Here is a 23,704-nt window from a genome sequence, read left to right as displayed (position 1 = left end):
CGTCTTGCGCCGCAGGGGGGCGTGAGACGGGTTTCACGCTGGAATCGATTGATCAGGTCAGTCGATTTGCCACGAGAGGGCGGCCCGGTGTCATCGGGTGCAAATCCGGCGCAATAACGAGGAGACAACATGGAAAAAGTGTGGCTGAAAAGCTACCCCCCTGGCGTGCCTGCGGAAATCGACATCGCGGCATTTACTTCCATTGGCGACATGTTCGAAAAGAGCTGTCGCCAGTACGGTGATCGGGCGGCCTACGTGAACATGGGCAAGTCGATCACCTACACCGAGCTCGAGCGCTTGTCCGCCCAGTTCGGTGCCTACCTCCAGAGCGAACTGAAGTTGCCCCGTGGGACTCGAGTCGCCCTGATGATGCCCAATCTGCTGCAATACCCGGTTGCCATGTACGGCGCGTTGAGGGCCGGGTACACGATCGTCAACTGCAATCCGCTGTACACCTCGCGAGAGCTTGAGCATCAACTGCGCGATTCCGGGGCTGAGGCGATCGTGATCGTCGAAAACTTCGCCCACACCCTGCAGCACGCCCTGCCCAACACGCACATCAAGCACGTGATTGTCACGCAGTTGGGTGACATGCTCGGCTTCCTCAAGGGCATGCTCGTCAATCTTGTCGTCAAGCACGTCAAGAAGATGGTGCCGGCGTGGTCGTTGCCGGGGCACGTGCGTTTCAGCGACACCCTGTCGGCAGGCGCCCGGCATGCGCTCAAACCGGCAGATGTCACCCACGACGACATTGCCTATCTGCAATATACGGGTGGGACAACCGGGGTCGCCAAGGGCGCCGTGCTCACCCATCGGAACATCCTGGCCAACCTTCAGCAGGCGCACGCGTGGATCAAACCCTTCCTGAGCGAAGGCAGGGAGGTGATCATCACTGCGCTACCGCTCTATCACATCTTCTCGCTGACGGCGAACTGCCTGACCTTCTTCAAGATCGGCGCGACCAATGTGCTGATCACCAACCCGCGCGACATCCCCGGATTCATCAAGGAGCTGAGCAAGGTGAAGTTTTCGGCGGTGACCGGGGTCAATACGCTGTTCAATGCCTTGTTGCATCACCCTGATTTTGCCAAGCTCGATTTCAGTGCCCTTCGCATCACCCTGGGGGGCGGCATGGCGGTTCAGCAGGCGGTGGCCGATCGATGGCTCGAGGTGACCGGTAAGCCGCTGATCGAAGCCTACGGCCTGACCGAAACGTCACCGGCAGTCACCATCAACCCGCTTGACCTGACCACCTTCAACCATTCGATCGGACTGCCGATTTCTTCCACCGAGATCAGCGTTCGTGACGATGATGGCAAGGAGGTGGCGACCGGACAGCCCGGAGAACTGTGCGTGAAAGGGCCACAGGTGATGCGTGGCTACTGGAATCGCGACGAGGAAACCGCCCGCGTCATGACCTCTGATGGCTTCTTCAGGACAGGCGACGTGGCGACCGTGGATGAGGCGGGCTTCGTGCGAATCGTTGACCGAAAGAAGGACATGATTCTGGTGTCCGGTTTCAATGTCTATCCGAACGAAGTGGAAGATGTGGTCGCCTCGCATCCGGGCGTGCTGGAAGTCGCTGCGGTGGGGGTCCCGAGCGAACACAGTGGCGAGGCGGTGAAGATTTTTGTCGTACTCAAGGACAAGAGTCTGACGAAGGAAGCCCTGGTTGCCTTCTGCAAGCAGAATCTCACCGGGTACAAAGTGCCGCATTTGATCGAATTCCGTGACGAGTTGCCGAAGACCAATGTCGGCAAGATCCTGCGTCGCGCGCTGCGCGACGAGACCAAGGCCTGAAGTCGTGTGAATCGCGGTGCCGGCGTGCCGGCGCCGCGATGGCGTCTGCCCGGATCTGGGCGCCGGAAGACGGGATTGTAAATAGCAATCAGTATCATTTACAATCCTCCCCTCACTAAGGCTTCACGCCTCCGGATGCCCGGACTTCGGCATCCTCATCCTGCGCCATGCGCAGCGATCTATTGCCATTCCCCAAAGCCAGCCAAGTGCGTCGCGCTCCTTGCCAGCCATGGATTAAAACCTATGACCACCTGGAGAGTGATCGATGCACTGCCGTTCCCGTTTTTCCGTTGGCCTTGAGCGTCCCGCCATAGCGCTGACCCTGCTGTTGCCCGTCCTTGTTCACGCCGCCGAGCCGTCGGCTGAACTCGGGACGGTGACCGTCAGCGCGACTCGTGCCGGGAGTGTGGCCGGACAGACACCACAGAAGATCACCGTCGTCACCCGGGAGGACATCGAACGCCAGCTGGCCGTATCCACGGATCAGGCGCAGGTGCTCAGCAATCTGCTGCCTGCCTACACCCCGAGTCGTCAGAAGCTGTCAAACGCGGGCGAAACCTTCCGCGGCCGCGCGCCGCTGTTCATGATTGACGGGGTGCCCCAGTCCAACCCCTTGCGCGACAGCTCGCGTGACGGCTACACCATCGACCTGTCGATGGTCGAACGCATCGAGATCATCCATGGTGCCAGTGCGGAGCATGGCCTGGGTGCCACTGGCGGCATCATCAACTTCGTCACCCGCCGTGTGCGCAGCGAAAAACTCGTCCAGCATGCCGGCGTCAGTGTCACCGGGCCCACCGACTCGGTCTCGGACGGTCTGGGCTACAAGCTCGACTACCGCGTCGAGGGCATGAGCGGCGGCTGGGAGTTCCTCGCCGCAGGGAGCTACCAGACACGCGGACTGTTTTACGACGGCAATGGCGAGCCGATCGGCGTGGACAATACCCAGGGCGACATCATGGATTCGGTGAGCCAGGACATCATGCTCAAGCTCGGCTACTGGTTCGACGAGGACCAGAACCTGGCTTTCACGCTCAACCGCTTCTACCTGGAAGGCAATAACGACTACGTGAACGTGCCCGGAGACGCCGAGGCGGGCATCCCGGCCACCTCAGAACGAGGCGAGGCGCCGGGCAAGGCACCCCAGAACGAGGTGCTCACCACCAGCCTGGCCTACAAACACGGTGATCTGGCCGGCGCAGAACTGGCCGTGCAGCTGTATACCCAGCGTTTTCGCGCGCGTTTCGGCGGCGGCACCTTCGGCACTTTCCAGGATCCGGGTATCGCGCCGGTGGGGACCTTGTTCGACCAGTCGCAGAATGAGTCCGACAAGGCGGGGGCCAAGCTGACCCTGACCCGGGGCGACCTGTTCGACAACCGGCTGACGCTGACCGGGGGGTTCGATCTGCTGCAGGACAAAACCCGTCAGATGCTGATCGAAACCGACCGAGAGTGGGTGCCGCAGACGCGTTTTCGCAACTTTGCCCCTTTCCTGCAGGCCGAGTTGCGTCCGATCGAGCGCCTCAAGGTGCAAGCCGGCGTGCGTCGCGAGTACGCCGAGTTGCATGTCGACACCTTCACCACCGTGGCCTCGGCCAATGGCGTGACCGTGCAGGGCGGCGAACCCAGCTTCCAGGAGACGCTGTTCAACGGTGGCGTGGTCGTGCAGGCCACCGACTGGGCGCAGCTGTTTGCCAACTACGCAGAGGGCTTCGGCATGCCGGATGTCGGCCGCGTGTTGCGGGGCATCAACCAGAGTGGTCAGCGGGTGGACGACTTTCTCGATCTGCAGCCGATCATCACCGACAACCGCGAGATCGGCGTGCGCCTGGCACACGGTCCATTTGACCTGGAACTGTCCTACTTCGAGTCTGACGCCGATCTTGGCTCGCGCTTGCAGAATGTCGGTGGCGTGTATCAGGTGCGGCGCGAGCGCACCGAGATCAGCGGCGTCGAGGCCACGGCCAGCCTGCGTCTGAACGACGCCCATCGGCTGACAGCCGCCTATGCGCGGTTGCATGGGCGCTCGGACACTGACGGCGATGGCAAGGTCGACACCAGACTGGACGGCGCCAACATCTCGCCGAACCGCCTCACCGTCGGCTGGCTGGCGCGCTGGACCGAGCGCCTGGACAGCCAGTTGAGCGCCTACCACTACTTTGACCGCGAGTTCGACAAGCCTGAACTGAACTTTGATGGCTATAGCCTGGTGGATGCCTCGCTGAGCTATCGACTGGACAAAGGGCGTATCAGCGCCGGCATCGAGAACCTGTTCAACGAGGACTACGTGACCTACTACGGCCAGAGCGCGGATTCGACCACCCGCGACGAGCGCTACTTCAAGGGCCGCGGTCGCACACTGACGCTGGGTTACCAGGTGGACTTCTGAGCCGCGGCCCCCTTGACGTGAACGGATTGGCCGTCTTCTCACGCGTGCTGGCTGCGGTGGCAGGCGGCTACGCCTGCACTGCCGGGCTCGTTGCGCTAGTCGCCGTTGCGCTGCCTGCTGTTTTCGGCATGGCGCGTGGCGAAGCGGTGGTGCTTGCGTCGATGGGTGGCTTCGTTGCCTACCTGATCGTGCTCGTGTGGGTTTTTGCAACGCCGCGGTTGGTGCGCGTGTGGGCCGTGCTGCTGGGCGGCGGAGCGCTTGTCTGGGGTGCAGCACTGTGGCTGGTGGTGCGCTGAGATGAGCAGTCAGCTGCGTCAAGGCATGGTCTGGCTGCATACTTGGGCAGGGGTGGCAATCGGAGCCTTGCTGTTCGTGATCTTCTGGATGGGGACCTTGTCGGTGTTTGATCGCGAGATCGACCGCTGGATGATGCCCGCCACCCGTCTGTCCGTGCCGGCTCAGCTGCCTTCGCTCGACGCCACGGTGCTGCCGGTGGCCGAGCGCCTGGCCGGCGCGGCGCCGCGTTGGTCGATTCGTCTGCCAGACGAACGGACGCCGGTGTTCGAGCTGCGCTACACGGATGGCGCGGGCAGGGATGTGCGTCGCCACCTCGACCCGGCCACCGGCGCGCTGCTGCCCGATGCGGGCAGCGTGGGCGCGAACGGTTTCTTCTTTCCCTTCCACTTCAGCCTGCACCTGCGCGCCGCTCGGCTGGGCTACTGGCTGGTGGGCGTGGCGGGTATGGCGATGCTGCTACTGCTGATCTCCGGCGTGATCGTGCACCGGCGCATGTTCACCGATTTCTTCACCTTCCGGCCGCGTCGGGCGCTGCCGCGCGCGACGTTGGACCTGCACAACCTCACCGGTGTGCTGGCCTTGCCCTTCCATTTCGTGGTGACCCTGTCCGGGCTCGTCATCTTCTTCTCGATCTACTTTCCCGTTGCCTGGCAATTCGCCTTCGCGGACGACGCTCGGCCAAAGCTCGCCTTCGAGCGCGAGGCCTTCGGGCGCTGGCAGCGCCCGAAGGCGGGTGAGCCCGGGGCACTGGCGTCGCTCGACGCCATGCTCGCGACCGCCCGGGCGCAGTGGCAGGGCGGGCGTCCCTACCTGGTGCGCATCATGCATCCGCGCGATGCGGCGGCCTATGTCGAGGTGCGACGCAGCGTGGCAGGGGAGGTCGGCATGAACCTGGACATCATTCACTTCGACGGGGCGAGCGGCGCGGTACTGCAGCGCCACACGGCCCAGCCGGTGATGGCCGTGCAGCGCTTCGTTGCGGGTCTGCACTTCATCCAGTTTCGCCATGGGCTTCTGCGCGCCTTGTACTTCGTCGCCGGTTTGTCCGGTTGCGTGATGATCGTCACCGGCCTGTTGTTCTGGCTTCAGGCGCGACGAGGGCGTCGTGGCAGTGCGCACCGCGTGCGCGTCGTCGAGGCAGTGACCGTCGCGGCCACTTGCGGCACGCTCGTCGCGACGCTCGCCTTCCTGATTGCCAATCGACTGCTACCAGACATGCCGGCCCGGGCCACGGCCGAGATGCAGGTCTTCTTTGCGGCCTGGGCAGTGGCCTTGGCACACGCCGCGTGCCGTGGTCAGCGCGCCTGGCGTGCCCAGTCGTGGGCGATCGGCGCGCTGGCGTTGGCGGCGGTGGTGCTCAACGCGCTGACCACCGGTGACCATCTGGCCGCGACCCTGGCGGACGGGCAGTGGGCCGTGGCCGGCGTCGATGGCGCCTTGCTGGTTATTGCAGTGGTCGCGACAATGGTGACGCGCCGCCTGGGCCGTGTGGTGCAAGCCGAAGCGCCTGCCGCGTCGGCGACGGGGGCGGGCGGTGGCTGAGCTGCTGCTGGCCGCGGCGTTCGCCGCCGGGTACGCGGGATTCGCCCTGCTTGGCCTGTCCTTGCCGCGACATTGGCGCGAGGTGACTGGCCAGCTCGCCATGCCGGCGCGGTCCTGTACCGCCTTCAGGCGCACTGGCGCCGCCGGCCTTGGTGCCTGCTTCGTTCTGGCACTGTGGCGAGACGGCGCCGCCTTTGGCTGCGTACTCGGTGTTCTCCTGCTTTGTGCCAGTGCCATGGCGGTGGCTCTCACGCTGACCTGGCGACCGCAATGGCTGGCGGCGATCGCAAGGAGAGGATGCTGAATGGAGAGCTCCATCGACGCCGATGCGTGGGAATCGGCGGTGGTCACCTTAAGCACGAAGCATGTGACGGGCTGCACGACGCGAAGCGGATGGGCGCTTGCGTTTTTCTCGCATCCATGTTCTTATCGCCACGTTAACTTTGACTGACTGGATCGCATCTTCATGCGCCGAATTTCTGCCTTCGCCATTGACGTCGTCGTAGTACGCGTAGTCAGCGTAGGTATCGGCGCGTCGTAGCGGGTCAGGCAATCCAAGGATTCTCGAAACCCCCGCCGGCGCGAAGCTGGCGGGGGTTTCTCATTTTCCGCGTCAGCAAAATAGAACCGGCTTTACTTTCAGGAGTGCAGCACCATGATGCAGATGAGCGGCGCGGAATTGATTGTCCGCCTGTTGGAACGCCAGGGTATTGAAACCGTGGCCGGCGTGCCCGGCGGCGCGATCTTGCCGTTTTACGACGCCCTGTCCCAGAGCGAGAAAATCCACCACGTGCTGGCGCGACACGAGCAGGGCGCGGGCTTCATGGCGCAGGGCATGGCGCGTGTTTCCGGCCGTCCGGAAGTGTGCCTGGCCTCGTCCGGCCCCGGTGCCACCAATCTGGTGACCGCCATCGCCGATGCCAAGCTCGACTCCATTCCCATGGTGGCCATCACCGGTCAGGTGCCCCTGGCCATGATCGGCACCGACGCTTTCCAGGAAGTCGATACCTACGGGATGACCATTCCGATCACCAAGCACAATTACCTGGTGCGCGACGCTCAGGAGTTGCTCGAGGTGATTCCCGCGGCCTTCCGTCTGGCCATGTCCGGCCGTCCGGGCCCGGTGCTGGTCGACGTCCCCAAGGACGTGCAGACCCAGCTGGTGAGCTTCGAGGCCTATCCCGACCCCGCCACGCGTGACGCGACCCCGGCGATCGATATGGACGCGATCGAAACGGCAGCGCGCATGATCAATGAGGCGGAGCAGCCGGTGCTGTATTTGGGTGGTGGTGTGATTCACGCCGGAGCCAGCCATCAGGCCGTGACGCTCGCCGAGCAGGCCAGCATGCCGACCACCATGACGCTGATGGCGCTGGGGGCCATGCCGGTTGACCACCCGCTGTCCATCGGCATGCTGGGCATGCACGGCGCCAAGTACACCAACTACGTGCTCGAAGAGGCTGATCTGCTGGTCTGCGTGGGTGCGCGATTTGATGATCGTGCCATTGGCAAGGCGGCGCAGTTCTGTCCGAACGCCAAGATCGTTCACATCGATATCGATCCGTCCGAACTGGACAAGATCAAGACCGCCCACGTGGGCATCAACGGCGACGTGGCCGACGTGCTCGAGCAACTCATGCCGCGCGTCGAGGTCAAGCTGCGCAAGCGCTGGCTGTCGCACGTGGAAGGGCTGAAGAGCCGTTTCCCGCTGGAGATGCCGGGTGTCGAGAATCCGCGTTCCCACTACGGCATCGTGCAGGCCGTGGCCAATGCCCTGGACGACAATGCGGTGATCTCCACCGACGTGGGGCAGCACCAGATGTGGGTGGCTCAGGCCTATCCGTTCCGTCGGCCTCGGCAGTGGCTGACTTCCGGTGGTCTCGGCACCATGGGTTTTGGGGTGCCGGCAGCCATCGGCGCCGCGCTTGCGGAACCGAAACGCACGGTGGTGTGCTTCAGCGGTGATGGCAGCCTGAAGATGAATATTCAGGAAATGGCCACCATGGCGGAAGAAGAGCTGAACGTGAAGATCGTGCTGATGAACAACAACTCGCTGGGGCTGGTGTATCAGCAGCAGAACATGTTCTACGGCAAGCGCGTGATGGCCTCCAAGTACAAGCGTGCGACCGATTTCCTGAAGGTGGCTGAAGGCTTTGGTCTGGATGTGTGCAATCTCGATACCGCAGAAGATCCGACGGCGGCGCTGGCCGATGCCCTGCATCGCCCGGGGCCGTGTCTGATCCATGTGTCCATTGATCGCGACGAGTTTGTGTACCCCATGGTGCCCCCGGGTGCCGCCAACACTGAAATGATCGGTTAAGGAGAGAAACCCATGTCTACAGTTATCGATCGTGAAGCGGCAGGTCTGGTCAAGGTGGTCCTTGAGCTTGAGGTGAACAACCACCCGGGTGTGATGTCGCACATCTGCGGCCTGTTTGCACGCCGGGCTTTCAACGTTGAAGGCATTCTGTGCATGCCGGTACCGAACACCCAGTGCAGTCGCATCTGGCTGGTGGTGTTCGAGGATCAGCGCCTTGAGCAGATGATCAAGCAGGTTGAAAAGCTCGAAGACGTGCTGACTGTGCGTCGCCACGGTGCCGACCATGCCGTGCTGACGCGGTTGGACGAATTCTTCGCCTGAGTCTGCTTAAAAGGAAAAAGGCCGGTCTGGCGGCCGGCCTTTTTCATGCCTGCTCGTGAGTGATGCAGGCTTTTGATAAAATTACGCGTTTCCCCGCTTTTGGTGTGTCCCCGAATGTCCGGTAATTCGATTGGCAAGCTCTTTTCCGTCTCGTCCTTTGGCGAATCCCATGGTCCAGCCATCGGCTGTGTGATCGATGGCTGTCCGCCGGGACTGGCGATCACCGAAGCGGAGATTCAGGCGGAGCTCGACCGACGCAAGCCGGGCACCTCGCGCCACGTGACGCAACGCCGCGAGCCTGACACCGTCGAGATTCTGTCGGGCGTTTTCGAGGGCGTCACGACCGGTACGCCGATTGCCTTGCTCATCCGCAACCAGGATCAGCGCAGCAAGGACTACTCCAACATTGCCAATACCTTCCGGCCGGGACACGCCGACTACGGCTATTGGCAAAAGTACGGCATTCGCGACTACAGAGGGGGCGGCCGTTCTTCGGCCCGCGAGACGGCGGTGCGTGTTGCAGCCGGTGCGGTGGCCCGCAAGTGGCTTAACGAGCGCTTCGGCATCGTGATTCGCGCCTTCATGTCTCAGCTCGGCCCCATCGAGATCCCGTTCCGGTCGTGGGACGATATCAACGTCGAGGGCAACGCGTTCTTTGCGCCCAACAAGGACATCCTTCCCGAGCTGGAAGCCTACATGGATGAGTTGCGCAAGTCGGGCGATTCCATTGGCGCGCGCATCGATGTGGTCGCTTCGGGGGTGCCCGTGGGTTGGGGGGAGCCGGTCTATGATCGACTGGATGCCGATATTGCCTACGCGATGATGAACATCAACGCCGTCAAGGGCGTCGAGATCGGTGCCGGCTTTGATTGCGTGGCCCAGCGTGGTACCGAGCATTCCGACGAGATGTCGCCCGAGGGCTTTCTCAGCAACGAGGCGGGTGGTGTGCTCGGCGGTATTTCCACCGGCCAGGACATCATGGCGAGCGTCGCCATCAAGCCGACATCAAGCATTCGCCTGGATCGCCAATCCATCGATCTGGAAGGCAATCCGGTCACGGTCAACACCCACGGTCGTCACGATCCGTGCGTGGGGATTCGGGCCACACCGATTGTCGAATCCATGCTCGCGATCGTGCTCATGGATCATGCGCTGCGCCACCGGGGGCAGAATGCCGATGTCGTGTGCGAGACGCCGAAGATCGCGGGTCTGGCGCCGACGGGAAATCAGCGGGTGCCATCGCCCAAGGCTTGACCTGCATCAACGCTCGTGAGGGTTGGCGGCGTAATCTGAAGTTGAAGCCAAATACACAAGACACGGAGGTGGCGATGGAACTTCAGGCCCATGATCTTCATAACGAATTTCCCGAATACAACGATGAAATTCACGCGTTGAAGACAAGCGACGCTCATTTTCAACGGTTGTTCGACAAGTATCACGAGGTCAACCGGCATGTGGTCCGGATCGAGGTTCAGGCCGAAGTGGCCACCGACCCGGAACTGGAAGATCTGAAAAAGGAACGCTTGCTGCTGAAGGATCAGCTGCATGAGATGCTGGTCAAGCAGAAAGCGGGCTGATGCCGTCCCTTCCGGATCATTCGAAAAGCGCCTGCGGGCGCTTTTTTCGTTTTGACACGCAGGCGTCCCGGTGGGCCGTTAAAATGCCGGCCATGCTTCCCTACTGGCGCCTGTCGGGCTATTACTTTTTCTACTTCGCCTTTATTGGTGCCTTTGCCCCGTACTTCACGCTCTATCTGCAATCGCTCGCCTTTTCGGCGGCGGATATCGCCATCCTCATGTCACTCATGCAAGTCATGCGCGTGGTGGCGCCCAACCTGTGGGGCTGGCTGGCGGATCGCATGGGGCGGCGCATGCCTATCGTGCGCTTCTCGGCCGCGGCGTCTCTTGCCGGGTTTGCCGTTTTCTTCCAGACCACGAGTTTTGCCGGCGTCTTCGCGGGCATGGCCGTCATGGCGTTTTTCTGGAGTGCGGCGCTGCCGTTGATGGAGAGCCTGACCTTCAATCACCTCAAGGGAGATACCGCACGCTACGGCAACATCCGCTTGTGGGGATCGGTCGGGTTCATCGTGGCGGTGCTCGGTATCGGCTACGCACTCAATTATGTGAGTGTCGATAAACAGTTATGGATGACGGCGCTGATTCTGGGCGGCATTGTTGCGTTCTCCATGGTCGTGCCCGAAGCAGGGCGTCCGCCCCATCATCATGATGCCCCGGGCCTGAAGTCAGTGCTCGCCCGTCGTGAGGTGCAGGCAGTGCTGGGGGCGTGTTTCTTCATGTCGGCGGCGCACGGGGCACTTTACGTCTTTTATTCGATCTATCTGGTCGATGCGGGTTACAGCAAGGCGGTGGTCGGCTGGATGTGGACGCTGGGCGTGGTGGCCGAGATCGGGATGTTCATGATCATGCCGCGCTTGAGTCGCCGATTTTCGTTGCGTGCGATTTTGCTGGTGAGTTATGTCGCGGCCGTCATCCGGTTTCTGATGATCGGCTGGGGCATAGAGTCGTTTGCCGTGCTGTTCGTCGCCCAGCTGCTTCATGGTCTGACCTTCGGGTCCTATCATGCGGCATCCATCGCCGCGATCAACCAATGGTTTCCCGGGCGGCTGCAGGCGCGGGGGCAGGCGCTCTATGGCAGTATCAGTTTCGGCGCCGGGGGAATGCTGGGGGGATTGTTGAGCGGTTACACTTGGGAATCGATCGGCCCGGCCTGGACGTACACTTTTGGTGCCCTGTTTGCGTTGATCGGGGTGTGGATCCTTCTGCACAGATGGCACGACCCGAAACAGCGGTCTTGAGGAGAGCGAAACAATGAAGAGAATGCTTCGGATGCTGAGTCTGGTGGCGGCGGCCACGTTGGCCGTTGGCTGCCAGACGGTGCAAACGACCAATTCGGGCGCGGTGGGCGTGACCCGAGGACAGAGCATGCTGGTCTCTGCAGCCGAGATCGAACAAGCCTCGGCCCAGGCCTATGATCAGGTTCTCCAGGAGGCCAGGTCGAAGGGGGTGCTCAATCAGGATGCGAAGCAGGTCCAGCGCGTGCGGCGAATTGCCAACCGCTTGATTCCGCACACGGCCGCCTTCCGGCCGGATGCGGTGAACTGGAAGTGGGAGGTGAATGTGATTACCTCCGATCAGCTCAATGCCTGGTGCATGGCTGGGGGCAAGATTGCGTTTTACACCGGCCTGATCAACAAGCTCAGTCTGACCGATGCGGAAATTGCCGCGGTGATGGGGCATGAAATCGCTCATGCGCTGCGTGAGCATTCACGCGAGCGCGCGTCGCGTGCCATGGTGACCAACCTGGGGCTGTCGGTGCTCAGCGCGGTGACCGGCGTGGGGCAGGGCGGTGCCAATCTCATGGGGGCCGTGGCCAAGGTGACCTTCGAGTTGCCCAACTCGCGGCTGCATGAAACCGAGGCGGACAGTGTCGGCGTTGAGTTGGCAGCTCGTGCCGGCTATGACCCGCGCGCGGCCGTCAACCTGTGGCAGAAAATGTCCAAGGCAAGCAACGGCGCGCCGCCCCAGTTCCTGTCCACCCACCCATCTTATGCGACGCGTCAGCAGGATCTGGCGCGCGATGCGCAACGGGTCATGCCACTTTATCAGGCAGCTAAATGATAGCCGTCTGCTGAATGGCGGCAGGGCTGCCGGTCGTGCCAGAGCCGCATCGCGCGAAAGTGCGATGCGGTTTTTCTTTGTGTAAAGCAGAAAATTGAGCGCTGGTGAGCCATCCGGAGGATGGTGCGATGCGGTAGCCGGCTATTCAATAAGTCGTTGGTGTGGTTTAATTTACGGTTCTTTCGATGTGTTGGAATGCATGATGCAACAAGCGAAAACCCTTTACGAAAAGCTCTGGTCCAGCCACGTTGTTCGCGAAGAAGCGGACGGCACGGCGCTGATCTATATCGATCGCCATCTGGTTCACGAAGTGACCAGCCCGCAGGCCTTCGAGGGGCTGAAGCTGGCCGGGCGCAAGCCCTGGCGTACCGGGTCCATCGTTGCCACCGCGGATCACAACACGCCGACCGATCATTGGGACGAGGGCATCAAGGACCCGATCTCCCGACAGCAGGTCGAAACGCTTGACGCCAACATCAAGAGCGTTGGCTCGCTGGCCTATTTTCCCTTCAAGGATCTGCGTCAGGGCATCGTTCACGTGGTTGGACCGGAAAACGGTGCCACGCTGCCCGGCATGACCGTCGTGTGCGGCGATTCGCACACATCAACCCATGGTGCGCTCGGTTGCCTGGCGCATGGTATCGGCACTTCCGAGGTCGAGCACGTGCTCGCCACCCAGTGCCTGGTGCAGAAGAAATCCAAGACCCTGCTCGTGGCCGTCGAGGGCGAACTTGCGCCGGGTGTGACGGCCAAGGATGTGGTGCTTGCAATCATCGGTGAGATCGGTACGGCCGGTGGTACGGGTTACGCCATCGAGTTCGGTGGCTCTGCCATCCGTTCGCTCTCGGTTGAAGGGCGCATGACCGTCTGCAACATGGCCATCGAGGCCGGCGCCCGTGCCGGCATGGTGGCCGTGGACGACACCACGATCGAGTATGTGAAAGGTCGCCAGTTCGCGCCGGAAGGCGAACAGTGGGATCAGGCCGTGGCGTACTGGAAGACGCTGCACACCGACGAGGGCGCCCAGTTTGACAAGGTGGTCACGCTCGATGCGGCCGCGATTCGCCCGCAGGTGACCTGGGGCACGTCGCCCGAGATGGTCACCAGTGTCGATGGCGTGGTGCCGAATCCGGCGGACCAGGCCGATGCCGTCAAGCGTGAGGGCATGGAGCGTGCGCTCAAGTACATGGATCTCGAAGCCGGAACGCCGATCAAGCGCATTCCGGTGGATCGCGTGTTCATCGGCTCCTGTACCAATTCACGGATCGAGGATCTGCGCGCTGCAGCCGCCGTGGCCAAGGGCCGCAAGAAGGCGGATTCGGTCAAACAGGTGCTGGTGGTGCCGGGGTCCGGTCTGGTCAAGCGTCAGGCCGAGGCCGAGGGGCTCGACAAGGTGTTTGTCGAGGCCGGTTTCGAGTGGCGGGAGCCGGGTTGCTCCATGTGCCTGGCCATGAATGCCGATCGTCTCGAGGCAGGCGAACGCTGCGCCTCGACGTCCAACCGGAATTTCGAGGGACGTCAGGGCGCGGGTGGCCGGACTCACCTGGTCAGCCCGGCGCTGGCCGCAGCGGCGGGTATTGCCGGCCACTTTGTCGACGTGGCCGATCTCTGAGCCAGAGAACCGGGCATCTCAAGAATACAAACCGGCGGTTCGAGCCGCCGAGGGTAAGGAATCATGCGAGCTTTCACTGAACTCAATGGTCTCGTGATCCCGATGGATCGCGCGAATGTCGATACCGACGCCATCATTCCGAAGCAGTTTCTGAAGTCGATCAAGCGCAGCGGTTTCGGTCCGAACCTGTTCGACGAATGGCGGTATCTCGACCGCGGCGAGCCGGGCATGGATAACAGCGCGCGACAGGTCAATCCGGACTTCGTGCTCAACCAGCCGCGTTATGCCGGCGCCGAGATCATGCTCACGCGTGCCAACTTCGGCTGCGGCAGTTCCCGCGAGCATGCGCCCTGGGCGCTGGAAGACTATGGCATCCGCGCCATCATCGGCACCACCTTTGCCGATATCTTTTTCAGCAACTGTTTCAAGAACGGGTTGCTGCCGATCCGTCTGTCGCCCGAAGTGGTTGATCATCTGTTCAAGAACTGTGCGGCGAACGAGGGCTACCGGCTGACCGTCGATCTGGCGGCTCAGGAAGTGCGCGAACCTGATGGCAAGGCCCACCACTTCGATATCGACCCGTTCCGCAAGGAATGCCTGCTCAATGGCTGGGACGAGATCGGACTGACGCTGCGTCACGCGGATGAGATTCGCGCCTACGAAGAAAAGCGCAAGGCCGAGCACCCGTACTACTTCCGCTGATATCAGATCCCTGTCGCCGGTCGACAGGGCTGCTTGGAGATAAGAATGAAGATTTGTGTGTTGCCGGGCGACGGCATTGGTCCGGAAATCATGGCGCAGGCCGTGCGCGTGCTCGAGGCGCTGCGCAGTGACGGACTGGCTTTCGAACTTGAAGAGGCGCTGATTGGTGGTGCTGCGGTTGATGCCCACGGCGTCCCGCTGCCCGACGAAACCCTGGAGATTGCCAAGGCGGCAGATGCCGTTCTGCTCGGCGCCGTGGGTGGTCCCAAGTGGGACGTGCTCCCGCGCGAACAGCGCCCGGAGCGCGGTTTGCTGGGTATTCGCAAGGCACTGAATCTGTTCGGCAATCTGAGACCCGCGATTCTCTATCCGGAACTGGCCAATGCCTCTTCGATCAAGCCCGAACTCGTGGCTGGTCTCGACATCATGATCGTGCGTGAGCTCACCGGCGACATTTACTTCGGCCAGCCACGTGCCATCGAGATGCGTGACGGCGAGCGTGTCGGTTACAACACCATGATCTACAGTGAAAGCGAGATCCGGCGTATCGGGAAAGTCGCGTTCGATATTGCGCGCAAGCGCCACAAGCGCCTGTGTTCGGTGGACAAGATGAACGTGCTTGAGTGCACTCAGCTGTGGCGCGACGTGATGATCGAACTGTCGGCCGACTATCCGGACGTCGAACTCACTCACATGCTGGTGGACAACGCCGCCATGCAGCTGGTGAAGAATCCGAAGCAGTTTGACGTGATGGTGACCGGCAACATGTTCGGCGACATCCTGTCTGACGAGGCGGCCATGCTCACGGGGTCCATCGGGATGCTGCCGTCCGCGTCGCTCGACGAAAACAACAAGGGCATGTACGAGCCGTGTCACGGATCGGCGCCCGATATCGCGGGCAAGGGTCTCGCCAATCCCCTGGCCACCATCCTGTCCGTGGCCATGATGCTGCGATACACCTTCGCTCAGGAGGCGGCTGCGGCGAAGATCGAGTCGGCAGTCAAGAAGGTGCTGGCCGAAGGCTTGCGTACGGGTGACATCTACGAACCCGGTACGCGAAAGGTCGGTACGGTCGAAATGGGCGATGCGGTGCTGGCGGCGCTGTAAGAGAGCAACGAACGACAACGAATTTTCAGGAACGGAAAAATGGCAACGAAGCGAGTAGGTCTGGTTGGCTGGCGTGGCATGGTCGGCTCGGTGTTGATGCAGCGCATGCGCGAAGAAGATGACTTCGCGCACATCGATCCGGTGTTCTTCAGCACCTCCAATGCGGGTGGCAAGGGCCCCGATGTGGGCAAGGATGTTCCTGCGCTGCAGGACGCGAACAGTATCGACGCGCTCAAGGCCATGGACGTGATCGTGACCTGCCAGGGCGGCGATTACACGAAGGCGGTGTTCCCCAAACTGCGGGAGGCCGGTTGGCAGGGCTACTGGATCGATGCCGCGTCGGCACTGCGCATGAATGACGACGCCATCATCGTGCTCGATCCGGTCAATGATGGCGTCATCCGTGATGGTCTGTCCCGAGGCGTGAAGAACTACGTTGGCGGCAACTGCACTGTCAGTCTGATGCTGATGGCGCTGGGCGGACTGTTCCAGAACAATCTGGTCGAATGGGCGACCTCGATGACCTATCAGGCGGCATCCGGCGGCGGCGCACAGCACATGCGTGAGCTGCTCAAGGGCATGGGTTTCCTGAATCAGGCGGCTGGTGATGCGTTGAATGATCCGGCGTCGGCCATTCTCGAGATCGATCGCAATGTGGCTTCAGCGCTGCGCAGCAGTGACTACGACACGACTCAGTTCGGTGTGCCCCTGGCGGGTTCGCTGATTCCCTGGATCGATTCCGATCTGGGCAACGGACAGAGCCGCGAAGAGTGGAAAGGGCAGGCGGAAACGAACAAGATTCTGGGGCGTGAGGCTAATCCGATTGTCATAGATGGCCTGTGTGTGCGCATGGGCGCCATGCGGTGTCATTCACAAGCATTGACGATCAAGCTAAAGAAAGACGTCCCCCTTGACGAAATCAATGACATGCTGGCGAAGGCCAATGGGTCAGTGAAGGTGGTTCCCAACGAAAAGGAAGCCTCCATCCGTGACCTGACCCCCGCCGCGGTGACCGGTACCCTGACGGTACCGGTCGGTCGACTTCGTAAGTTGGGTATGGGGGGGGACTACCTCTCAGCCTTTACGGTAGGTGACCAGCTCCTTTGGGGGGCTGCGGAACCGCTGCGTCGCATGCTCCGAATCCTGTTGGAGCAGTGATGTGCCGGCCCGGCTTCCACCGCGTGGGAGTCGGGCTGACCCTGCCACGATGTGGCAGTTATGACACATGTCGAACCGCAGCTTGGGTGTAATTGGGGCCAGCGAAGTGAAAATTCCTTCCGTTTTAAGGTATTGGCAACGATACTTAAAGTGGATACTGGCTTGATGCAGCATATCCTAAATGATATGTTCGCATTCCAATGTAGTGCTTCCAGCATGAGGATGCGGTTTTGAATACCTTTCAGAAGACCTCAATTCGGGCCACGCTGATCGCGGCCACCCTAGCGGCGATGCCGTTCAGCGCGAACGCAGCAGGCCTGGGTCGAATTTCTGTTCTCAGCGCGCTTGGGCAGCCGCTCCGCGCCGAGATCGAACTCACCGCGACGGCGGATGAACTCAGTTCGATGACGGCCGCCGTTGCCGCACCTACCGCATTCAAAGACGCTGGAATCGCTTACGCACCCGCACTCAAGGGCATTCAGATGTCCGTCGAGCGTCGAGGCAAGCGGTCTGTCCTCAAACTCACGAGCGCCCGACCGATCAATGATCCCTTCGTTGATGTACTGGTTGAACTGAACTGGTCGGCCGGCCGGCTTCTGCGTGAATACACCTTCCTGCTCGATCCGCCCGACATGCCGGCACCTGCCGCCGCCTCGGGTGTCGGGACCGCGGTAAGCAAGCCGGTGGCGCGTGCTGCGCGTCCAATCGGTGGTGCTCCGGGCGATTATCGCGTCAAGCGCGGCGATACCCTTGGCAAGATCGCGCGCCAGTACAAGCCGGCTGGCGTGAGCATGGATCAGATGCTGATCGCGCTTTACCAGGCCAACCCGGATGCGTTCGTTGATAACAACATCAACCGTCTGCGTGCGGGTGTCATCCTCAATGTGCCCGACGCGAATGCAGCCAACGCAGTATCCGCTGGCGAGGCGCGTCAGCAGGTGATTGCGCATGCGGCCGATTTCAATGCCTACCGCCGCCGTGTCGCTGACCGAGCTGCCGCGAGCGCACCGGTCGAGCCGACCGAAAGCACTCAGGCCAGCGCAGGCAAGATTACCGCGAAAGTCGAAGAGACGCCGACGCCTGTCAGCGAAAGCAAGGACCAGGTCAAGGTTTCCCAGACAGCTGAACCCCCCGCTGGTGCAAGTAGCGAGATCGGCGAGGCGAATGAACGCCTCAAGTCGCTGGAAGAAGACATCGTCGCCCGCGATCGCGCCCTTAAGGAGGCCAACGATCGGCTGGCTGCGCTGGAGCAGAACATCTCCGAGCTCCAGCAGCTCATCGAGATGAAGAACGAGAGCCTTGCTGCGCTTCAGCAGCAGGCACAGGGTGGTGACACAACCGCAGCGCCTGACGCCCCGGCCGAGCCTGTTACCGCTGCACCGATGCCTGAAACAGCCACTCAGACCCCGGCAGAGGCTCCCGCTGGCGCGCAGCCTGCTGAGGCGCCCATGGCCCCCGCCCCAGGCAGCGAAACTGCTGCCGGTGGCGAGCCGTCGATGCCGGCCGGTGCGCAGGATGCGCTTGAGAAGGAATTGCAGGATCTGGTGAAGCCGCAGGAAGAAGCGGCACCCCCGGTGGCGGCTGAGCCGGCTCCGGAGCCGACGCCGGCGCCTGCCGCAGAGCCGGCGCCCATGCCGAAACCTGTTCCGCCAGCACCCGCGCCCAAGCCTGAGCCCGGCATTGTTGACAGCTTGATGTCAAACCCGCTGGCCATTGGCGGCCTCCTTGCTGCCCTGGCCGCCGCTTTGGGCCTTGTCGCATTGCGCCGGAAGAAGGCAGCAGGCAAGGGCGATACGCCGAACGAAACAGCCATGGCGTCCGTGTTCCCGCCAGACCAGAATTCCGTCTTTGGTGAAACGGGCGGCCAAAGTGTCGATACAGGTAGCAGTAGCCTGATCCAGACCGATTTCAGCCAGTCGGGCCTCTCTGCAATTGATACTGACGAAGGTGTCGATCCGGTGGCAGAGGCTGATGTGTACATGGCCTATGGCCGCGATGCTCAGGCCGAAGAGATTCTTCTCGATGCCATGAAGGCGGATCCGTCCCGTACGGCAATTCACCTGAAGCTGCTTGAGATCTATAGCCAACGCAAGAATCTCCAGCAGTTTGAAACCACGGCCGCCGAGCTCTACACCGTGACCGGCGGCAAGGGTGAAGCGTGGGATAAGGCCGTGGAGATGGGCACCAAGCTCGATCCGGACAATCCGCTCTTCAAACGTGAGCCGGCGCCCGATAACGCTGTTGCTCCTGACGCGGGTGTGTCCGAAGGCTTCACGGCGCCTCAGACAAGTGCGACGGCGGCTGCTGCCGCTGCGGGCGCGGCACTGACCGGCATGGCGGTCGCCGCTGCTGAGGAAAAACCCGCCGAGGCGCCAGAAGATGATATTGATGCCTCACTGGACTTCAGCGGGGCCATTCCGACGCCTGATGAGCCGTCGCCCTCGCAAATGAAAGACACATGGGCAATCCCGGGTGAGTTGAACCAGTTTACGGATTCGGATGCAGACCACCTGATGGGTCAGGTTGAATCCGCGCAGGCGGGGCAGACAGCTGAGGAAGAAGATCTGTCTCTTGATACGGGCGATCTGGATTTCAACCTCGATCTCGATGAAACCGATACCGAAGGCGAGGCCATTGAGGCTGTTGCCAAGGCCGAAGACGCGCCAGTCGAAGATGGTGTCGAGTTCGATTCGTCTTTCGATGCGGCTGATTCGTCGCTTGAATTCAATCTCGATCTGTCCGAGCCGCCGCCGGGAAATGAGAACATGGCCGAAACCTCGGTCAGCAGTGTGCTTCCGGATATCAATCTGGAAAGCACGGACCTGAGCGGTGGTGCTGCCGAAATGGAGTCCCGTGAGGGCGGCGTCGAGGTCGATCTGGAGGCGACAGATCTCGGCACCAGCAGCGGGATCGATTTCGAATCGGCGCTGAATGCGGGTACGGACGTGTCTGGTGGCGACAACAGTGATGTGGCCGTTGTGGATCTTGAAAAAACCAACTTCGAAGGCAGTTTGCTGGATTTTGATTTCGATCTGGATGAAGACAAGTCGAGCGACAACGAAGAGAACATGATGGCGACCTCGCTTGATCTGTCTGACATCAACCTCGACCTCGAAGGTGCCGATGCCGAAGCGCCGGCAGCACCGGAGCTGGATTCGCCTGCTGACGTGTCAGCTGAGACAGCCCAGTCGGACGATGCCGATTCGTTCGATTTGCCTGATCTGACCGAAACCCAGGACCAGCTCGCATCGTTTGAAGAGGGTTCTCCCCAGCTTGAACAGCCGAGCGGCGACGACGCCATGATGGCGTCGCTCACCAAGAGTGTCGTGACCTCATTGACGGATAGTCGCGCCGTTCCGGACCTCCCGGCGGACGAGGAGTTGAACCAGGAAGTCGATACCAAGCTCGAGCTTGCACGTGCCTACGAAGAAATGGGCGATGCCGAGGGCGCAAGGGAGTTGCTCGACGAGGTCATGCGTGACGGGGACGATGCTCAGCAGGAACAGGCCAAATCGATTCTCGCGCGGCTGGGCTAAGGCTCATGCCATGAGTCGGACATGACAGGCGTTTGATGAACGTGCTGCACCCCACGGCGGTGCTTTGCCTCTGGGCAAGCATCGCCGTTTTCATTCAGACACTGCCGGCTCCATGGCTCTGGTATGGCGTGCTGGGCGTGTCCGTCTTCGCCGCCATTTTCGCGCGGGCGCGTTTCCTCAAGCTCGCGCGGCGCATCCGTATTCTATGTGGTGTCACGATTGTCCTGTTTGCAATGGCGACGCCCGGAATCCGCCTTTTCCCGTCGCTGGCCTGGTTGCCAATGACATGGGACGGCCTTGAGCTTGGTGTCATTCACGCGATGCGCTTGTTGTCGATGGTGGCTCTGGTGGCGACCTTGCTCGAGTCACTCGGTGTGAATGAGCTGATCAGTGCTTTGCATCACGGGTTACGCGTGTCGACGCCATTGGGTGTGCCGGCGGATCGTATTGCGGTGCGACTGTCGCTCGTGCTCGCCGCCATGGAGCGCTCCGATTCCGGATGGCGTGCCTGGCTGCTCGGAGCCGAAGTGCCAAGGGCAAACGGCATCGCCTCCGTGGATGTGAGGCCTCTGCGGCCGCTTGACGTCGCATGTATCATCCTCGCCCTCGGGGGGCTGATTGGATGGGGAGTTGTGTGAAACGGATCGCGTTGTGTGTCGAGTACGCCGGAGACATGTTCGAGGGTTGGCAGACACAACCGCACGGGCGAACGGTGCAGGACGCCGTCGTCCACGCGTTGTCCAGCGTCGCAGGGGCTCAGGTCGAGCTCGTTTGTGCCGGACGGACGGATACCGGCGTGCACGCGACAGCGCAGGTGGTTCATTTCGACCCCCCGGTCGAGCGCCCGATCAATGCCTGGGTACGCGGTGCAAACAGTCACCTTCCCGCCAGTGTGGCCGTACGTTGGGCTCATGAAGTCGATGACGGATTCCACGCGCGCTTTTCGGCAACGGCACGCCATTACCGTTACCTGCTCTTCAATGCGCCGGTGCGACCGGCCTTGCTCTCCGGTCGAGTCGGGTGGTTTCACATGCCGCTTGACGGTGAAGCCATGTCAAGCGCCGCCGCCGCGCTTGTCGGCCAGCACGATTTTTCAGCGTTTCGTGCTGCGGCGTGTCAGGCCAAGTCGCCTGTTCGCACCATCCGCGCACTGAGCGTGACCCGCGAAGGCGATTTCTGGGTGTTCGATTTCTGCGCTGACGCATTCTTGCATCACATGATCAGAAACATTGTCGGTGCATTGGTCTATGTGGGAAAGGGGAGGCACGGTCCTGAATGGATCGATCATCTTCTGTCACGCAAGGACCGAACCCAGTCCGCACCGACCTTCTCCCCCGATGGGCTCTATCTGTGCGGTGTCGAGTATCCCGACAACTGGTCCTTGCCGCAGGGCGGGCGTATCATCAGGCCTCCCCAATTGCCCATGGTGCTCTCTTGCAGCGAACCCGAATCAAGATCTGCGGGCTGACGCGCGTTGAAGATGTTCAGGCTGCCGTTGCGGCCGGTGCGGACGCAATCGGCTTTGTGTTCTATTCAAAAAGTCCCCGTTTCGTTTCCATCGAGCAGGCCAGTGCGCTCATGGCGCATGTGCCACCGTTCGTGACGACGGTCGGCCTGTTCGTCAACGCAGAGCCCGACGACGTCAATGCCACGCTCGACGCGCTGCCCTTGCAGTTGCTGCAGTTTCACGGCGATGAAACCGAGGCGGAGTGTGTGCGTTACAACCGGCCCTACATCAGAGCGGTCCGAATGCGCGCCGGGGTCGATCTGGTAGAATACGCAGCTTGTTTTCCGTCGGCTCGGGCCTTCCTGCTGGATGCCTTTGTCGAAGGCTACGGAGGAGGCGGCAAAGTCTTCGACTGGTCGCTCATTCCGGACGGATTCGCGCCGCCGCTGATCCTCTCCGGAGGGCTGGACGCTGACAATGTGGCAGAGGCCATCGAGCGCGTTCACCCTTGGGCGGTGGATGTCTCCAGCGGGGTCGAGACGGAAGTGAAAGGTATCAAGGACGCGGTCGCGATCGATCGCTTCATCTCCGGAGTACGCAATGCAGATGGCTGATGTGCCTTACCAGTTGCCCGACGCCCAGGGTCATTTCGGCCCTTACGGCGGTGTCTTCGTTGCCGAGACGCTGATTCCGGCGCTCGAGGAACTCAAGGCGGCGTATGCCGCGTGCCAGCAGGACCCCGACTTTGTCGCCGAGTTCGAATACGAGCTCAAGCACTATGTCGGGCGACCAAGCCCGATCTACCATGCGCGTCGGTTGACCGAGACGTATGGTGGCGCGCAGATCTATCTCAAGCGCGAAGATCTGAATCACACCGGCGCCCACAAGGTGAACAACTGCATCGGTCAGGCGCTGGTTGCAAAACGTATGGGCAAGCCGCGTGTCATCGCCGAAACAGGTGCGGGCCAGCATGGAGTGGCGACGGCGACTGTGGCGGCACGCTATGGTCTCGAATGCGTCGTCTACATGGGGGCCGAGGACGTCAAACGCCAGGCTGCCAACGTTTATCGAATGAAGCTGCTGGGTGCTGAAGTCGTTCCCGTTTCATCGGGTTCCAAGACGCTCAAGGACGCCCTGAACGAAGCCATGCGTGACTGGGTCACGAACGTTCACAACACCTTCTACATCATCGGTACGGTCGCCGGGCCACATCCGTACCCTCAAATGGTGCGCGATTTCCAGACCGTGATCGGCAAGGAGTGCATCGAACAGATGCCTGAGCACGTCGGTCGTCAGCCGGATGCCGTGATCGCATGCGTGGGCGGTGGTTCGAATGCAATGGGTATTTTCCACCCCTATATCGAGCACAAGGACGTGCGTCTGATCGGCGTTGAAGCGGCCGGGGACGGTCTTGATACCGGCCGTCACGCCGCGTCGCTCACGGGTGGCCGACCCGGCGTGTTGCACGGGAATCGGACGTATCTGCTGCAGAACGAGGACGGCCAGATCATCGAGACGCATTCGATTTCTGCCGGCCTCGACTACCCTGGCGTTGGCCCCGAACATGCCTGGCTCAAGGACTGCGGCCGTGCCGAGTACGTGGGTGTGACCGACGCAGAAGCGCTCAAGGCCTTCCATGAGTTGTGCCGTCTCGAAGGCATCATCCCCGCGCTTGAATCCTCTCACGCACTGGCCTATGCTGCGCGCCTTGCGCCGACCCTGTCCAAGGACAAGGTCCTGCTTGTGAACCTCTCCGGTCGTGGCGACAAGGATATGCACACCGTCGCCGAGAAGTCCGGCATCCAGTTCTGATATGACCGGGCCTTCGGGCCCGG

20 protein-coding genes are annotated in these 23,704 nt (G+C 61.7%); all 20 read left to right on the top strand.

From position 1 onward, the window contains the following. The first annotated feature begins 129 nt into the window (after positions 1 to 129). The 20 genes from fadD to trpB all read left to right on the top strand — a co-directional run bounded on the left by fadD (position 130) and on the right by trpB (position 23,681). A complete protein-coding gene (gene fadD / locus J0W34_RS12455; RefSeq protein WP_230969002.1) occupies positions 130 to 1,800 on the top strand; it encodes a long-chain-fatty-acid--CoA ligase FadD in 1,671 nt (556 codons plus the stop codon). Positions 1,801 to 2,065: 265 nt separating this feature from the next. Continuing rightward, positions 2,066 to 4,189, top strand: a complete 2,124-nt coding sequence (locus J0W34_RS12450) for a TonB-dependent receptor (RefSeq protein WP_230969001.1) — start codon at positions 2,066 to 2,068, stop codon at positions 4,187 to 4,189. Between the two features lie 17 nt (positions 4,190 to 4,206). After that, positions 4,207 to 4,485, top strand: a complete 279-nt coding sequence (locus J0W34_RS12445) for an iron transporter (RefSeq protein ID WP_230969000.1) — start codon at positions 4,207 to 4,209, stop codon at positions 4,483 to 4,485. Position 4,486: 1 nt separating this feature from the next. Then, positions 4,487 to 6,028, top strand: coding sequence for a PepSY-associated TM helix domain-containing protein (locus J0W34_RS12440; RefSeq protein ID WP_230968999.1), 1,542 nt, complete (start codon positions 4,487 to 4,489; stop codon positions 6,026 to 6,028). Then, positions 6,021 to 6,332, top strand: a complete 312-nt coding sequence (locus J0W34_RS12435; RefSeq protein WP_230968998.1) for a DUF3325 family protein — start codon at positions 6,021 to 6,023, stop codon at positions 6,330 to 6,332. The genes J0W34_RS12440 and J0W34_RS12435 overlap by 8 nt, the downstream gene beginning before the upstream one ends. Before the next feature lie 351 nt (positions 6,333 to 6,683). Beyond that, positions 6,684 to 8,348 carry an acetolactate synthase large subunit gene (gene ilvB, locus J0W34_RS12430; protein WP_227814210.1) on the top strand — a complete coding sequence of 555 codons (1,665 nt, stop codon included), beginning with the start codon at positions 6,684 to 6,686 and terminating at the stop codon, positions 8,346 to 8,348. Positions 8,349 to 8,360: 12 nt separating this feature from the next. Then, positions 8,361 to 8,669: an acetolactate synthase small subunit gene (gene ilvN / locus J0W34_RS12425; protein ID WP_227814211.1), complete on the top strand. Its 309-nt coding sequence runs from the start codon at positions 8,361 to 8,363 to the stop codon at positions 8,667 to 8,669. Between the two features lie 114 nt (positions 8,670 to 8,783). Further along, positions 8,784 to 9,923: a chorismate synthase gene (gene aroC, locus J0W34_RS12420; protein WP_227814212.1), complete on the top strand. Its 1,140-nt coding sequence runs from the start codon at positions 8,784 to 8,786 to the stop codon at positions 9,921 to 9,923. Between the two features lie 74 nt (positions 9,924 to 9,997). Beyond that, positions 9,998 to 10,246, top strand: a complete 249-nt coding sequence (locus J0W34_RS12415; RefSeq protein ID WP_227814213.1) for a YdcH family protein — start codon at positions 9,998 to 10,000, stop codon at positions 10,244 to 10,246. Positions 10,247 to 10,338: 92 nt separating this feature from the next. Further along, on the top strand, positions 10,339 to 11,484 hold the full coding sequence (locus J0W34_RS12410; protein ID WP_230971678.1) for an MFS transporter: 1,146 nt from the start codon (positions 10,339 to 10,341) through the stop codon (positions 11,482 to 11,484). Positions 11,485 to 11,497: 13 nt separating this feature from the next. Further along, the gene (locus tag J0W34_RS12405) at positions 11,498 to 12,307 is read left to right on the top strand and encodes a M48 family metallopeptidase (RefSeq protein WP_230968997.1); all 810 of its coding nucleotides are present in this window, start codon (positions 11,498 to 11,500) and stop codon (positions 12,305 to 12,307) included. Between the two features lie 199 nt (positions 12,308 to 12,506). Beyond that, entirely contained in the window at positions 12,507 to 13,919 is a 1,413-nt protein-coding gene (gene leuC / locus J0W34_RS12400) for a 3-isopropylmalate dehydratase large subunit (RefSeq protein WP_230968996.1), read from the top strand. A gap of 63 nt (positions 13,920 to 13,982) precedes the next feature. Next, the gene (leuD, locus tag J0W34_RS12395) at positions 13,983 to 14,621 is read left to right on the top strand and encodes a 3-isopropylmalate dehydratase small subunit (protein WP_230968995.1); all 639 of its coding nucleotides are present in this window, start codon (positions 13,983 to 13,985) and stop codon (positions 14,619 to 14,621) included. 45 nt (positions 14,622 to 14,666) lie between these two features. Next, entirely contained in the window at positions 14,667 to 15,728 is a 1,062-nt protein-coding gene (leuB, locus tag J0W34_RS12390; RefSeq protein ID WP_230968994.1) for a 3-isopropylmalate dehydrogenase, read from the top strand. Between the two features lie 39 nt (positions 15,729 to 15,767). Further along, the gene (gene asd, locus J0W34_RS12385) at positions 15,768 to 16,886 is read left to right on the top strand and encodes an aspartate-semialdehyde dehydrogenase (protein WP_227814219.1); all 1,119 of its coding nucleotides are present in this window, start codon (positions 15,768 to 15,770) and stop codon (positions 16,884 to 16,886) included. Between the two features lie 230 nt (positions 16,887 to 17,116). Next, entirely contained in the window at positions 17,117 to 20,422 is a 3,306-nt protein-coding gene (locus J0W34_RS12380; RefSeq protein ID WP_230968993.1) for a FimV/HubP family polar landmark protein, read from the top strand. A 35-nt stretch (positions 20,423 to 20,457) separates the two neighbouring features. Continuing rightward, a complete protein-coding gene (locus J0W34_RS12375) occupies positions 20,458 to 21,060 on the top strand; it encodes an energy-coupling factor transporter transmembrane protein EcfT (protein ID WP_227814221.1) in 603 nt (200 codons plus the stop codon). Beyond that, a complete protein-coding gene (gene truA / locus J0W34_RS12370) occupies positions 21,057 to 21,890 on the top strand; it encodes a tRNA pseudouridine(38-40) synthase TruA (protein ID WP_230968992.1) in 834 nt (277 codons plus the stop codon). Before J0W34_RS12375 ends, truA begins: the two co-directional genes overlap by 4 nt. After that, on the top strand, positions 21,857 to 22,483 hold the full coding sequence (locus J0W34_RS12365) for a phosphoribosylanthranilate isomerase (protein ID WP_230968991.1): 627 nt from the start codon (positions 21,857 to 21,859) through the stop codon (positions 22,481 to 22,483). Before truA ends, J0W34_RS12365 begins: the two co-directional genes overlap by 34 nt. Continuing rightward, on the top strand, positions 22,470 to 23,681 hold the full coding sequence (gene trpB, locus J0W34_RS12360; RefSeq protein ID WP_227814224.1) for a tryptophan synthase subunit beta: 1,212 nt from the start codon (positions 22,470 to 22,472) through the stop codon (positions 23,679 to 23,681). Before J0W34_RS12365 ends, trpB begins: the two co-directional genes overlap by 14 nt. The last annotated feature ends 23 nt before the right edge of the window (positions 23,682 to 23,704 follow it).

Source organism: Nitrogeniibacter aestuarii (assembly GCF_017309585.1).
GTDB lineage: Bacteria > Pseudomonadota > Gammaproteobacteria > Burkholderiales > Rhodocyclaceae > Nitrogeniibacter > Nitrogeniibacter aestuarii.
Note: the sequence above shows the minus strand (reverse complement) of the source record. Positions and strands in the feature narration are given on the sequence as shown.